10 protein-coding genes are annotated in these 14,333 nt (G+C 66.0%); 8 read left to right on the top strand and 2 right to left on the bottom strand.

The window, feature by feature from the left end; all coding sequences use genetic code 11:
• The first annotated feature begins 60 nt into the window (after positions 1 to 60).
• A complete protein-coding gene (locus tag CK489_RS15935; protein WP_095732924.1) occupies positions 61 to 1,554 on the top strand; it encodes a flavin-containing monooxygenase in 1,494 nt (497 codons plus the stop codon).
• Here CK489_RS15935 and CK489_RS15940 read toward each other — a convergent pair.
• Complete coding sequence (locus CK489_RS15940) at positions 1,551 to 2,276, bottom strand: alpha/beta hydrolase (protein ID WP_095732925.1); 726 nt, start codon at positions 2,274 to 2,276, stop codon at positions 1,551 to 1,553. The genes CK489_RS15935 and CK489_RS15940 overlap by 4 nt on opposite strands.
• A 153-nt stretch (positions 2,277 to 2,429) precedes the next feature.
• Here CK489_RS15940 and CK489_RS15945 point away from each other — a divergent pair, with 153 nt between their 5' ends.
• Positions 2,430 to 3,410, top strand: a complete 981-nt coding sequence (locus CK489_RS15945) for a helix-turn-helix domain-containing protein (protein ID WP_095732926.1) — start codon at positions 2,430 to 2,432, stop codon at positions 3,408 to 3,410.
• Between the two features lie 20 nt (positions 3,411 to 3,430).
• The gene (locus CK489_RS15950; RefSeq protein WP_095732927.1) at positions 3,431 to 4,498 is read left to right on the top strand and encodes a maleylacetate reductase; all 1,068 of its coding nucleotides are present in this window, start codon (positions 3,431 to 3,433) and stop codon (positions 4,496 to 4,498) included.
• A 1-nt stretch (position 4,499) separates the two neighbouring features.
• Here CK489_RS15950 and CK489_RS15955 read toward each other — a convergent pair whose 3' ends face one another.
• Positions 4,500 to 5,954: a GH1 family beta-glucosidase gene (locus tag CK489_RS15955; RefSeq protein ID WP_095733657.1), complete on the bottom strand. Its 1,455-nt coding sequence runs from the start codon at positions 5,952 to 5,954 to the stop codon at positions 4,500 to 4,502.
• A 248-nt stretch (positions 5,955 to 6,202) separates the two neighbouring features.
• On the opposite strand from CK489_RS15955, the gene CK489_RS15960 reads away from it, so the two are divergent.
• The 5 genes from CK489_RS15960 to CK489_RS15980 all read left to right on the top strand — a co-directional run bounded on the left by CK489_RS15960 (position 6,203) and on the right by CK489_RS15980 (position 14,213).
• Complete coding sequence (locus CK489_RS15960; protein WP_095732928.1) at positions 6,203 to 8,869, top strand: M1 family metallopeptidase; 2,667 nt, start codon at positions 6,203 to 6,205, stop codon at positions 8,867 to 8,869.
• 78 nt (positions 8,870 to 8,947) lie between these two features.
• On the top strand, positions 8,948 to 10,600 hold the full coding sequence (locus CK489_RS15965) for an acetolactate synthase large subunit (RefSeq protein ID WP_095732929.1): 1,653 nt from the start codon (positions 8,948 to 8,950) through the stop codon (positions 10,598 to 10,600).
• Between the two features lie 124 nt (positions 10,601 to 10,724).
• Positions 10,725 to 12,365: a phosphoglucomutase (alpha-D-glucose-1,6-bisphosphate-dependent) gene (pgm, locus tag CK489_RS15970; protein ID WP_095732930.1), complete on the top strand. Its 1,641-nt coding sequence runs from the start codon at positions 10,725 to 10,727 to the stop codon at positions 12,363 to 12,365.
• Positions 12,366 to 12,388: 23 nt separating this feature from the next.
• A complete protein-coding gene (locus CK489_RS15975) occupies positions 12,389 to 13,345 on the top strand; it encodes an NAD-dependent epimerase/dehydratase family protein (protein WP_095732931.1) in 957 nt (318 codons plus the stop codon).
• Positions 13,338 to 14,213: a dihydrodipicolinate synthase family protein gene (locus tag CK489_RS15980; protein ID WP_095732932.1), complete on the top strand. Its 876-nt coding sequence runs from the start codon at positions 13,338 to 13,340 to the stop codon at positions 14,211 to 14,213. The genes CK489_RS15975 and CK489_RS15980 overlap by 8 nt, the downstream gene beginning before the upstream one ends.
• The last annotated feature ends 120 nt before the right edge of the window (positions 14,214 to 14,333 follow it).

Below are 14,333 nucleotides of genomic sequence, written 5' to 3' on the forward strand. Positions count from 1 at the left end.
ATGACGGGGATGTGCGCGCCGACGAAATTTGCATCTGTTCATTCATCTGGGAGCGGTTTCATGGTCAAGCAGAAGCGTGTGTGCGTCATCGGCGCCGGCATTTCCGGGCTCGCCGCCGGCAAGGCCTTCGCCGGGCGCGGCCACCGGGTGACCATCATCGAGCGCAGCGGCGATCTCGGCGGGGTCTGGGAGCCGGCGCGCTCCTATCCCGACGTGCAGACCCAGAGCCCGAAGGAGCTCTATCGCTACACCGACAAGGCGATGCCGGAGTCCTACCCGGAATGGCCGAAGGGGCCGCAGGTCCATGCTTATCTGCGCGATTATGCACGCAGCCATGGGCTCGAGGGCGCAATGCGGTTCAACACCAGGGTCGAGGGCATGCAGCGCCGCGCCGACGGCAAGCCGGGCTGGACGCTCGCGCTGCGCTCGAGCGACGGCGCCACCGGACATGAGGATTTCGACTTCGTCGCGGTCTGCACCGGGCAATTCAACGAGCCGCAGTCGCTGCCGCTGCCCGGCGAGGACGGCTTCAAGGCGCAGGGCGGCAAGATCCTGCATTCGTCGCAATACGGCGATCCCGGTCTTGCCAAGGGCCGCAAGGTGGTCGTGCTCGGCGGCTCCAAATCGGCGACTGACATCGCGGTGAACGCGGTCAATTCCGGCGCCAGCGAAGTCACCATCGTGTTTCGCGAGCCGGTCTGGCGGATCCCCTATTTCGTCGGCGGCCTCGTCAACTTCAAACGCATCCTCTACATCCGCGCCCAGGAGCAGATGTTCGCGAGTTGGGGCATCGGGCCGATGGCGCGGCTCGCGCATGTCGTGGCCAAGCCGTTCGTCTGGGCGAACTGGCGCGGGCTCGAGAGCATGCTGAAGATGCAGCTCAAGCTGAAGCAGTGTGGCATGGTGCCGAAGGAGCGCATCGAGGACGGCGTCAACTGCTCGGTGCCGATCGCAACCCCAGGCTTCTACCCGATGGTCGCCGATGGCCGGATCAAGGCGGTGCTGGGTACCTTCGATCATTATGACGGCAAGACCATCGTGATGAGCGGCGGCCAGCGTGTCGCGGCCGATGTCGCCGTGCTCGCGATCGGCTACAAGCTCGGCGTGCCGTTCCTGCCCGAGGAGTATCAGAAGAAGCTGGTCGAGCCCGACGGGCAGTACCGGCTCTACCGGCTGATCGCCAATCCCGATCTGCCGGACATGGGCTTCGTTGGCTTCAATTCGAGCTTCTGCACCGTGCTGTGTGCGGATCTCGCGGCGAACTGGCTGGTGCGCTATGCCGACGGGCAGCTCGCGCGGCAGCCGAGCGCGGCCGAGATGCACGACAACATCGCGATGATGCTGAACTTCAAGCGCGTGGAGCGTCCGGCCGCGGGCGTCTATGGCGGGCTGTGCGTCGCGCCCTATCACTTCAAGCATTTCGACGAGCTGCTCGCGGACATCGGCACCAAGGCGTCGCGCCGCAATCCGCTCGTCGAAAAGTTCACGCCGCCGGACGCGGACGCCTATGCGCGCTTCCTGGCGACCGCGCCTGTGTATACGGCAGCCGCCTAATCGCGGCCGGCGTCGAGGAAGGCTTGCGCCAGGCGCTCGGGATTGGAGAAGCACAGCTCGTGGCTGCCCGGCACCTGGACCAGGCGGAACAGCCCGAGCTTCTCCGACAGCCGCGGATGCCAGGGTAGGCTGTGCGGCATCGCGGTGTCCTCGGTGCAGTTGACGTAGGATTTCGCGATCGGCATCTCGGCCGGATTGGTCCGCAGGACGATCTTGTCCTCGAAGGTCTTCAGCGGGTGCGGATTGAGGACGTCATAGGTCCGCTGCGCGGTCTCGAGATCGGCGTCGTTGATGAACGCCTCGCGCCAGATCGGGAACGGCAGCACCACAGAGCCGTCGCCGCGCTCGGCATGGATGGCGTCGAACAGGCCGCGATAGTGCGGCGGCACCATGTCGTTGAGGCACTCGCCATTGTTCGGCACGAACGCGTTCCAGTACACCAGCCGGCGGATGCGACTGGCGGCGGCGTCCGCGACGCCCGTGATCACCATGCCGCCATAGCTGTGGCCGACCAGCACGACGTCCCTGAGGTCGTGCTCGGCGAGATAATCCACGATCGACCGGATCGCCTCGGGGAGGCCGGAGTCCTTCCTGTCGCCGGGGCGGTTACCCCTGATGGTCGGGGTGTGGACGACATGGCCGGCCTTGCGGATGGCCGCCGCAACCGGTTCGAATTCGGCGCCGGTATGCCAGGCGCCATGGACGAGAACATAGGTCGACATGTTGTACCTCCCTGCATGCATTGGTCAGATCGGTTGCGGCGTCCGGGACGGCCCGGGATACGCGCAAGCTCAAGCGCTTCCTGATCGATATTGACCTGGACCCGCGGAACGCGCTTGGCTGTAACCGAACCGGATTGGGCTCGGAGTGAACTGATGCAGCAAATCGCCGCCGCGGATCGCTCGCGCAGGCTGAGCTGGAATACCGCGGACACCAGGCCGGGCGAGCAGTTCGCCTATTATCGCGAGGCGATCTGCCAGGCCTTCATGAACCTAACGCCGGAGCCGCCGGCGACGCCGGGCTTCATCGCGCGGGTCGAGACCGTCGGGCTCGGGGACGGGGCGGTCAACCGGGTCAATTTTCCGGAGCATGTCGTGCGGCGCTCGGCCGCCGACATCGCCGCATCCAGCCGGCGCTGCTACTACCTCAATCTCAAGCTCGCCGGCCGCTGCCGCATCCAGCAGGCGGGGCGCGAGATCAGCCTGTCGCCCGGACAGGTCGGGATTTTCGACAGCGGGCAGCGCTTCTCGCTGCTGCACGACCGCGGCCCCGTGCTGCAGGTCGCATCGTTCTGGGTGCCGGCCGAGGCGCTGGACGAACGGCTGCCGTCGGCGCCGGAGGTGGCCCCGGCGCGGGTGTCCGATGATCCATTCGTCGGCCATCTCATCACCGAGACGGCGCAGGTCCTGAACACCTCAGCGCTTCGTGCCTCGGACGCAGACAACGCGCAGCTGTTCAGCGTGCTGCTCGACCTCGTCGCGCTCAGCCTGTCGCGCTCCGGTCGCGAAGGCGTTGCCGAGAGCGCGGGTCTTGCGGATGCGACGTGGCTCGCGCTGCGCCGTGCCGTGGACCGAAGGCTGCGCGAGCCTGGGCTCGGCGTCGCCGCCATCGCGGCCGGGATCGGCATCAGCGAGCGCTACGTCCATAAGCTGTTCGAACGCGCGGGCACCACATTCGTCAGTCATTTGATGGACCGTCGCCTCGACGGCGCGGCGCGAGACCTCAGGGATCCCGCGATCGCCAGGCGCGCGATCGGTGACATCGCATTCGACTGGGGCTTCTCCGACCTGTCGCATTTCACCCGGCGGTTCCGGCATCGCTTCGGCTGCACGCCGCGCGACTGGCGCCGCGGCTGATCAACGTTCTGGAAATCGCCGTGGCGCAATCATTCACCTATCAAGTCAGCCCGATGCGGGTCGTGTTCGGGACCGGCACGGTCGCGCAGCTGGCCGACGAGCTCGACCGGCTCGCCATCGAGCGCGCGCTGGTGCTGGCGAGCCGGCGGCAGCAGGCCGAGCTCGGCGATCTCGCAGGCTTGACTGGTGGCCGCATGGCTGGCGTGTTCGACGGCGCGGTCGTGCACACGCCGGTCGCGGTCACCGAGCGCGCCATGCAGTTGGTCCGCGAGTTGGAGCCTGACGGCGTTGTTGCGATCGGCGCAGGCGCCGCGACCGGCCTGAGCAAGGCGATCGCGCTGCGCACCGACCTGCCGCAGCTGATCGTGCCGACCAGCTATGCCGGCTCCGAGATGACGCCGGTGCTCGGCGAGACCGTGGACGGCGTCAAGACCACGCAGTCATCGCCGAAGATATTGCCGGAGGCTGTGATCTACGACGTCAACCTGACGCTCTCGATGCCGGCGAAGTTCTCCGCGATCTCGGGCCTCAATGCGATCGCGCATGCAGCCGAGGCGCTGTATGCACGCGACGGCAATCCGATCACCTCGCTGATGGCGGAAGAGGCGATTGCAAAACTCGCGTCGTCGCTGCCGGAGGTGATCGCGCGGCCGCGCGATCTCGACGCGCGCTCCGATGCGCTGTATGGCGCATGGTTGTGCGCGGTCTGCCTCGGCACCGTCGGCATGGCGCTGCATCACAAGCTCTGCCACACCGTCGGCGCGCTATTCGACCTGCCGCATGCCGAGACCCATGCGGTGCTGTTGCCGCACACCATCGCCTACAACACGCCGGCCGCACGCGACGCGATCGGCCGCGCCGCGCGGGCGCTTGGAGCGGCTGACGCGGCCGACGGCCTGTTCGATCTCTCCGTAAAACTCGGCGCGCCGCGCTCGCTTGCCGAGATCGGCATGTCCGAGGACGGCATCGCAAAGGCAGCTGCACTGACGACCAAAAACCCCTACTGGAATCCGCGGCCGATCGAGGAGAGCGGGATCCGCGATTTGCTCAGGCGGGCGTGGTCCGGCGCGCGGCCGCAGGCCGAATAGGTCACACCCCGATCGCGTTGCGCGCGATCACGTCGCGATAGAATGCGGCGCTCAGTTTCGGCACCCGCGCCTGGGTCTCGAAATCCACGCGATAGAGGCCGAAGCGCTTCGCATAGCCGAAGATCCATTCGAAATTGTCCATCAGGCTCCACAGGAAATAGCCGTGGACCGGGACGCCGTCGGCGGTCGCGCGTTGCAGCTGGGCGAGGTAGTTGCGCAGGAACATGATGCGGTCGAGATCGTAGATCTGTCCGTCCGGCTGCACCTTGTCCTCGCCGGAGGTGCCGTTCTCGCTGATATAGATGCTCTTGATGTTCCACAGCTTGGCCGCAATCCGCGGCGCCCAGTAGATCGTCTCCGGCGCGATCCGCAGCCAATCGGAATTCATATGCGGGAACGAGGCCGGCATCGGCAGCGGCTTCCAGCCGGGCGCGCTGTCGGTGGCGAGGACATAGCAGTGCGGCGCATAGATGTTGAGCCCGACGAAATCGTTGGGCTGCGAGATGATCTTCAGATCCTCGGCGGTGAATTTGGGCGCGTCGGCACCGGCATATTGCAGGAAGGCCTCTGTGTACTTGCCTTCGAGGAGGACGCCGAGGAAACCGGCATTGAGCTCGCGCGTCGCGATCTCGGTGGCGCGAATGTTCTCCGGCGTGTTGAACGCGGGCACGCAGGCGGTGATGTTCTCGGCCGGTCCGACCCGTGTGCCAGCGCGGCCCTTGGCGCGGATCGCCTGCACCGCGAGCCCATGCGCCAGCGCGACGTGGTGGCGTGCCTGGTTCACCTCGGCCGGCGGCAGCGTCAGCCCCGGCGCGTCGACGCCGAGCGCATAGCCGAAGGGCAGGAAGCGCCCGACCTCGTTGAGGGTGAAGATGTTCTTGACCCGGTCGGTCAACCGCTGCGCCACATAGCCGGCGTAGTCGCCGAACGCCTTCGCGGTGTCGCGCGAGCGCCAGCCGCCGACGCGGTCCTGCAGCGCCTGCGGCAGGTCCCAGTGATAGAGCGTGGCGTAAGGCTCGATGCCGTTCGCGAGCAGTTCGTCGACCAGGCGGTTGTAGAAGTCGAGGCCCTTCGGATTTGGTGCGCCGCTGCCATCGGGAAACACCCGCGGCCAGGCGATCGAGAACCGATACGCCTTGGCGCCGAGGTCCTTGATGAGGCGGACATCCCCCTTGTAGCGATGATAATGGTCGTTGGCGCGATCGCCGGTCGAGCCGTCCTCGATCTTGCCCGATGTGTGGGTGAAGGTGTCCCAGATCGACGGGCCGCGGCCGTCCTCATTGACCGCGCCCTCGACCTGGTAGGACGAGGTCGCGGTGCCCCAGACGAAGCCCGGAGGAAAATTCGCGCCGTTCGGCCGTGGAGCGTGGTTCGCCGCCTGTCCCGGGGCCGACAGGCCGAGCGCCGAGAGGCCTGCAAGGCCCGCAAACTGCCGACGCGAGAACTTACCGAACATCATTGTCTCCCGTCGACGGACGCTGCGGCTGGAATGCCGGTCGCAGGTTAACCTTCCACCCTGCGGTTGAGCAACAAGGGCCGTGAGGCCGCAGCGCGGTGGCGAACGGCGTACCGATTGATGCGCCCCATTGTGATCTCAATGTCGCGGAGTTGTCAGTTTTGTGGCGACATTTTCTCTACTAGATTGCCTGCTACGTCCCCCCGGACTGACCTCCGAAAATCCCGAGATCTCGTGAGCCGCGCGCGATGAGCAAGCCTGCAACCCATGTTCGAATCGCGCTGCTGCGTCGTCTTGCCACGGCGATCGGCTTGCTGCTCGTCACGGCCGCAGGCGCACAGGCCGAGCAGACATTCTCGTTCGACAGCACGCCCGGAAAGCTGCCGAAGACGGTTGTCCCGCTGAGTTATGCGATCGAGCTGACGCCTGACTTCGCCAGCCTCGCATTGCCGGGCATCGAGACCGTCGACATCGAGGTGCGCGAGGCCACCGCGCAGCTCACGCTGAATGCGATCAGCACGACGTTTGCCGAGGTCACGATCGATGATGGCGCGCAGCGCGCGGAGGTTTCGACCGACGCCACCGCGCAGACCGCGACCTTGACCTTCGCCAAGCCGCTTGCCGTCGGCCGGCACAGACTGCGCATCGCCTTCACGGCGCAGATCAACAGGTTCGGCACCGGCCTGTTCTCGGTCGATTACCCGACCCCTGCCGGGATCAAGCGGCTGATCTCCAGCAAGCTGGAGCCGGCGGATGCACGGCGGATCTTCCCGTGCTGGGACGAGCCGTCATTCAAGGCGAGCTTCGCGTTGACCGTCGTGATCCCGCGCAACCTGCTCGCGGTCGGCAACATGCCCGTCGCGAGCGAGGCGCCGGTCGCCGGCGATCTGAAGAAGGTCGCGTTCGCACCGACGCCGAGAATGTCGACCTATCTCTTCGAGCTCACGGTCGGCGAACTCGAACGGGTCACGGCGGATGCCGGCGGCGTCACGGTCGGCGTGGTGACGACGGCGGGCAAGAGCGGGAAGGGCCGATTTGCGCTCGACAGCGCGGTGAAGCTGCTCGGCTACTACAACGACTATTTCGGCGTGAAATATCCGCTGCCGAAGCTCGACTTGATCGCCGTTCCCGGCGGGTTCGGCGGCGCGATGGAGAATTGGGGCGCGATCACCTTCTTCGAGAGCCGGCTGCTGTTCGATCCCGCCACGAATGCAGGGACGGCCAAGCGCGGTATCTTCGGCATCATCGCGCACGAGATGGCGCATATGTGGTTCGGCGATCTCGTCACCATGGCGTGGTGGGACAATCTCTGGCTCAACGAAGGCTTTGCCAGCTGGATGGCGACCAAGGCTTCGGAGCAGTTCTATCCGCAATGGCAGAGCTGGCTGAACGGCTATGGCGCCAAGCAGTTCGCGATGGCGCTCGATGCGCGCCGCACCTCGCATCCGGTGCAGCAGCCGATCGCCGATCACAGCGAGGCGGTCACGGCGTTCGATGCGATCACCTACAACAAGGGGCAGGCGCTGATCCGGATGCTGGAGAATTATCTCGGCGAGCAGCCGTTCCGCGACGGCATCCGCAAATACATGGCCGCGCACGCCTACAGCAATTCCACCACAGCCGATCTCTGGCAGGCGCTCGAACAATCCGGCGGTAAACCGATCACCGGCATCGCCGCCTCGTTCACCGAGCAGGACGGTGTTCCGCTGGTCGTGGCCGAGACGACCTGCGATGGCGGCGTGCAGCGCCTGACCTTGCGGCAGGACCGCTTCGTGATCGCGCCGGCCAACGATCCGCCACTGCCGGCCCACAGCTGGCAAATTCCTATTGCCGCAGGACCGGCGCACGGCAAGGCCTTTGACGAGATCCTCCTGCAGGGCAGCGCCGATATTCCGGCCGGCGCCTGCGGCGATGCGATCAAGGTCAATCTCGGCGACGTCGGCTACTACAGGGTCGAATATGGCCTGAAGAACCGCGGGGCATTGCTGAACGCTTTCCCGCAAATGCAGGTCGAGGACCGGCTCAACGTCGTCACCGACAGCTGGGCGCTGGTGCAGGCGGGCCGTGCCGAGCCGCCGTCCTACCTCGCGCTGCTCGACGCGCTCGATGCCGGCGATCATCGCGCGGTGTGGGATCAGGTGATCTCGACACTTCTCACGCTCAACCGCCTGTCGCGCGACCGTGCCGAGCGGCCGGTGATCCAGGCTTATGCCCGGGCGAAGCTGCGCCCGGTGTTCGATCGGATCGGATGGGATGGCAGCGGCTCGGGCGACGATGACGCCGCGCTGTTGCGCGCGAGCCTGATCTCGGCGCTGGGCGACCTCGGTGATACCTCCGTGGTGGCGGAGGCGAAGCGGCGCTTCGCGGCGTTCCTCGACGATCCCAGCGCGCTTCCGACCACGCTGCGCGATGCGGTCACCCATGTCGTCGGCATCACCGCCGATCGGACCACCTACGACAGGCTGCTGACGCTGGCGCGCAACAGCACGGTCACCAATGAGCGGCTGCGCTATTACTTCGCCGCCGCCGGCGCCCGCGACGCCGAACTGGCGCGCGCAACGCTAGCGTTGACGCTGACCAACGAATTGCCGGACACGATCGTCACCGGGATGATCAACGCGGTTGCGTCCGCGGGCGAGCAGCCGCAACTCGCCTGGGACTTCGTCCAGGCCAATTTCGACGCGCTGCTCGCCAGGCAGGGGCCGAACTTCCGCGACCAGTTCGTGCCGAATGTCATGACCAATTTTACCGATCAGGCCCATGCTGCGGAGCTTGCCGCTTTTGCCCCGTCGCAATCGACCAGCGGCGGCCGGGTGATGGTGGCGCGCGCCTTGCAGGCGATCGCGATCTCGGCCGATCTCTCCCAGCGCGTGCTCCCTGCCGCCGATGCATGGATCAGGGCGCGCAAGCCGTGAGATCGCGAGGGAGTTTCCGGCGGCGCGTGATGCGGCTATGCTGCGTGGGCGGCATGCAATCAACGATGTGAGGCTGAGATGGTCAAAGGTTCCGATTTGCTGGTCGCGGCCCTCGAGAACGAGGGCGTGGAACGGGTGTTCGGCGTTCCCGGCGAGGAGAACCTCGACGTCGTCGAGAGCCTGCGCAAATCCTCGATCAAGCTGATCGTGACGCGCCACGAGCAGGCGGCCGCTTTCATGGCGGCGACCTACGGCCGGCTGACCGGAAAGCCCGGCGTCTGCATCACCACGCTCGGCCCGGGCGCGCTCAACCTGACCACCGGCGCGGCCTATGCGCTGCTCGGCGCGATGCCGATGGTGATGCTCACCGGGCAGAAGGGCATTCTGAGCAGCCGGCAGGCCAAGTTCCAGATCGTCGACATCGTCAACACCTTCCGGCCGCTGACCAAGCTGTCGCTGCAGATCGTTAGCGGCGCGACGATTCCGACGCTGGTCCGTGACGCGTTCCGGATCGCGACCCAGGAGCGGCCGGGGCCGGTGCTGCTCGAACTGCCGGAGGACATTGCAGGCGAAGAAACCGCGCCGGTCGAGCTGGTGCACCCGCATCCGATCGAAATTCCGATCGCGCACGCGGCCGCGCTCGACCGCGCCGCCGACATGATCCTGAAGGCGCAGCGTCCGCTGATCATGCTCGGTGCTGCGGCATCGCGCCCGCGCTCGACCGCGGGCATCGGCGACTTCGTGCGGCGAACGAAGATCCCGTTCTTCACCACCCAGATGGGCAAGGGCACGGTGTCCGGCGGCACCAATCAATACATGGGGACCGCCGCGCTGAGCGAGCGCGACTATGTGCATGAGGCGATCGACCGCGCCGACCTGATCATTGCGATCGGTCACGACACGATCGAGAAACCGCCCTTCATCATGGGGCCGAAGGGCCCGCAGGTGGTCCATGTCAGCTACATGCCGGCCAATGTCGAACAGGTCTATTTCCCGCAATGCGAGGTGATCGGCGATGTCGGCCCGAGCCTCGAATTGCTGGCCGACCGGCTCGAGGGCAAGCTGCCGCATGCCAGCGCGCTGCTCAGCCTGCGCGAGAGCATCTTGGCCAAGATCACCGACCGCGCCACCGAGGGCCGCTGGCCGCCGACGCCGCAGCGCATCGTGCACGATGTGCGGCAGGTGATCCCGGAAGACGGCATCGTCGCGCTCGACAACGGCATGTACAAGATCTGGTTCGCGCGCAACTACCGCACGCTGCTGGCGAACTCGCTGCTGCTCGACAACGCGCTGGCGACCATGGGCGCCGGCCTGCCGTCGGCGATGATGGCGGCGATGCTGTATCCGAAGAACCGCGTGCTCGCGGTGTGCGGCGACGGTGGCTTCATGATGAATTCGCAGGAGCTCGAGACGGCGGTCCGCCTCAAGCTCAATCTGGTGATCCTGATCCTGGAGGACTCCGCCTACGGCATGATCCGCTGGAAGCAGGCGGTCGACAATTTCCCGGATTTCGGCCTCACCTTCGGCAATCCGGATTTCGTCAAATATGCCGAGAGCTACGGCGCCAAGGGTTCACGGATCGAGAGCACGGAGGCGATCGTCCCGACCCTGGAGCGGGCGTTCTCCGGCGGCGGCGTACACCTCGTCGTGGTGCCGATCGACTATACCGAGAACAAGCGGGTGCTGGTCGACGAACTGCGCGAGAAGGTGCAGCAGATCGACGTCGAATAGCGGATTGCCGCTGATGGCAGGGAACGAAAAGCCCTCGGCTTGATTGAACGTAAGCCGCCATGGTAGCACGCCGCAACATCACCCGTTGTGCTGATGGTCGGCGATACCAGATCTGAGAGGTCACGTGACTGCACCAAATCCCGCCGCCGGCAAACCCATCGATCCCTCTGCGCTCGCCAATGTGCCGCGGCTGGTCACGGCGTATTTCGTCGGCAAGCCCGACCCGAGCGATCCGACCCAGCGGGTTGCCTTCGGCACCTCCGGCCATCGCGGCTCTTCGCTGAAGAACTCCTTCAACGAGGACCACATCCTCGCCACCACGCAGGCGATCTGCGATTACCGCCGCGAAAAGGGCATGACCGGGCCGCTGTTCATCGGCATCGATACCCATGCGCTGGCCGAGCCGGCGCTGGCCAGCGCTGTCGAGGTGTTCGCGGCGAACGGCGTCGAGATCATGATCGATGCGCAGGGCGGCTACACCCCGACGCCGGTGATCTCGCATGCCATCCTGAGTTACAACAAGGGCCGCAGCACGGGCCTGGCCGACGGCGTCGTCATCACGCCGTCACATAACCCGCCGGAGGACGGCGGCTACAAATACAATCCGCCGCATGGCGGCCCGGCCGACACCGACGTCACCGGCGTGGTCGAGAAGAACGCCAACCGTTACATCGAGGCTGGGCTCAAGGGCGTCGCGCGGATGCCGTATGACCGCGCGCGCAAGGCCGCGACCACGCATCTGCACGACTTCATCACGCCTTACGTCGCCGATCTCGGCAACACCGTCGATCTCGCGCTGATCAAGTCGGCCGGCGTCAAGATCGGGATCGATCCGCTCGGCGGCGCGGCGGTGCATTACTGGCAGCCGATCATCGCGCGCTACGGCATCAACGCGTCAGTCGTCAACAATGCGGTCGATCCGACCTTCCGCTTCATGACCGCCGACTGGGACGGCAAGATCCGGATGGACTGCTCGTCTCCTTTTGCGATGGCCAGCCTGATCGGGATGCGCGACCGCTTCGACGTTGCCTTTGCCAACGACACCGACGCAGACCGCCACGGCATCGTGACGCGTTCGAACGGGCTGATGAACCCGAACCATTTCCTCGCCACCGCGATCGCCTATCTGTTCGCGCACCGGCCACAATGGAGCAAGGACGCCGCGATCGGCAAGACCATCGTGTCGAGTTCGATCATCGATCGCGTCGCCAAGAAGCTGGGCCGCAAACTGGTCGAGACGCCGGTTGGCTTCAAATGGTTCGTCGACGGGCTCGGCAGCGGCGGCTTCGGCTTCGCCGGCGAGGAGAGCGCCGGCGCCTCGTTCCTCAAGCGCGACGGCACGGTATGGACCACCGACAAGGACGGCATCATCCTCGGCCTTCTGGCGGCGGAGATCATCGCCAAGACCGGCCGCGATCCCAGTGAATTGTTCAATGAACTCACCGCAGAGCTCGGCGTGCCCTATTACGAGCGCATTGACGTCGCGGCGACGCCGAAGCAGAAGAACGCGTTGAAGGCGCTCGGGCCCGAGCAACTCAACATGACCGAGCTCGCCGGCGATGCGGTGCGCGCCGTCCGTACCAAGGCGCCAGGCAACGATCAGCCGTTCGGCGGCATCAAGGTCGAGAGCGACGCCGGCTGGTTCGCCGCGCGTCCCTCCGGCACCGAGGATGTCTACAAGATCTACGCCGAGAGCTTCCGCGGGCCGGATCATCTGAAAAAGATCCAGGGCGATGCGCAGGCCGCGATCGCCAAGGTGTTCTGAAGGCGCGGGGCCGGGCGGAAGTCATGCGTGTATTGTTGACCGGCTCCTCGGGCTGGCTCGGCCGCTTCCTTGCGCCGCGGCTTCGACAGGCCGGCCATGATGTGGTCGGCCTCGACGTGGTCCCGGGTGAGGCGACCGATGTGGTCGGCTCGGTGGCCGAACACTCGGTGGTCGATCGGGTGTTCGCCGATCATGGGATCGAGGCCGTGATCCATGGGGGCGCGCTGCACAAGCCTGACATCGCGCGGTTCGGGCCGCAGGCCTTCGTCGATGTCAACGTGTCAGGCACGCTCAACCTGCTGCAAGCCGCCGTGGCCGCCGGCCATGATCGCTTCGTGTTCACCTCGACGACTTCGCTGATGATCTCCCAGGCGATCCGCGACGAGGAAGGCCATGCCGCGGTGTGGCTCGACGAGACCACGGGACCGCTCGAGCCGCGCAACATCTACGGAGTGACGAAACTCACCGCCGAAGGCCTGTGCCGGCTCTACAGCCGCGAGCATGGCCTCAATTGCGCCGTGCTGCGCACCAGCCGCTTCTTCCCCGAGGAAGATGACACGATCGTTGACATTCATGGCGAGAACCTGAAGGCGACCGAGCTGCTGTACCGCCGCCTCACGGTCGAGGATGCTGCCGACGCCCATGTCGTGGCGCTGGAGAAAATCCGTGGCTTCGAGGTGTTCGTGATCAGTGCGCCGACGCCGTTTACGCGAAGCGATGTGGCTGACCTGAAGACGAACGCGGCTGGCGTGATCGCGCGCTACTTCCCCGATGCGCCGGCGCTGTTCGCGCGGCAGGGTTGGCAGCTGCCGAAATCGATCGGCCGCATCTACGACGCGGGCAAGGCCGAACGGCTGCTCGGTTTCCGCGCGGTAACCGACTTTGCAGCGGTGCTCGGCGCCCTGCGCAGCGGCGAGCCGCTTCCCTTTGCGCACGATCCCGATTATGTCTCGCCGTCAACGAGGCTCGCAAATGGCTGATTTCCACGGCGTCTTCCCATATCTGGTGTCCCCGGTCGATCCCGCCGGCCATGTCCGCACCGAGGTGCTCGGCCGGCTCTGCGACGATCTGATCAAGGCCGGCGTCCATGGGCTGACGCCGCTCGGCTCGACCGGCGAGTTCGCCTATCTCAACAATGCGCAGCGCATGCAGGTGGTGGCGACCACGATCGAGGCCGCGCAGGGTCGCGTGCCCGTGGTTGCCGGCGTCGCCTCGACCTCGACGGCCGATGCGGTGGCCCAGGCCAAGGCCTATCAGAAGCGTGGTGCCGCCGGCATTCTCGCGATCCTGGAGGCGTATTTTCCGCTCAGTGATGCGCAGGTGGAAGCCTATTTCCGCGCCATCGCCGACGCGGTCGATATTCCCGTCGTGATCTACACCAACCCGAATTTCCAGCGTTCCGACCTCACCCTCGACGTCATCGCGCGCCTCGCCGAGCATCCGCGGATCGGCTACATCAAGGATGCCTCGACCAATACCGGCCGGCTGCTGTCGATCATGAACCGCTGCGGCGACAGCCTGAAAGTGTTCTCGGCGTCCGCCCATATCCCGGCGGCGGTGATGCTGATCGGCGGCCATGGCTGGATGGCAGGCCCGGCCTGCATCATCCCGCAGCAGAGCGTCGAGCTCTACAATCTCTGCCGCCGCGCTCGCTGGGACGAAGCGATGGTCCTGCAGCGCAAGCTCTGGCGCATCAACGAGGCGTTCGCCCGCTTCAACCTCGCCGCCTGCATCAAGGCCGGGCTCGCGAGCCAGGGCTACGATGTCGGCGACCCCGTGCCGCCGCAGGCGCCGCTGACGGCCGAGCAGCGCAAGGTGGTCGAGGCCGCGTTGCGCGATGTTGCCTGAAACTGGCTTGCGCGTTGCATAGGTTCTCACTACTTCGTCATTCCGGGCTCGCGCCAAGGCGCCCCCAGGTGCGCAATTGCGCACCGAGAATGACGGCGGACGCGTGTTGTCTCGCGCCGA

Source organism: Bradyrhizobium sp. UFLA03-84, assembly GCF_002289535.1.
In the GTDB taxonomy this organism is placed as follows: domain Bacteria; phylum Pseudomonadota; class Alphaproteobacteria; order Rhizobiales; family Xanthobacteraceae; genus Bradyrhizobium; species Bradyrhizobium viridifuturi.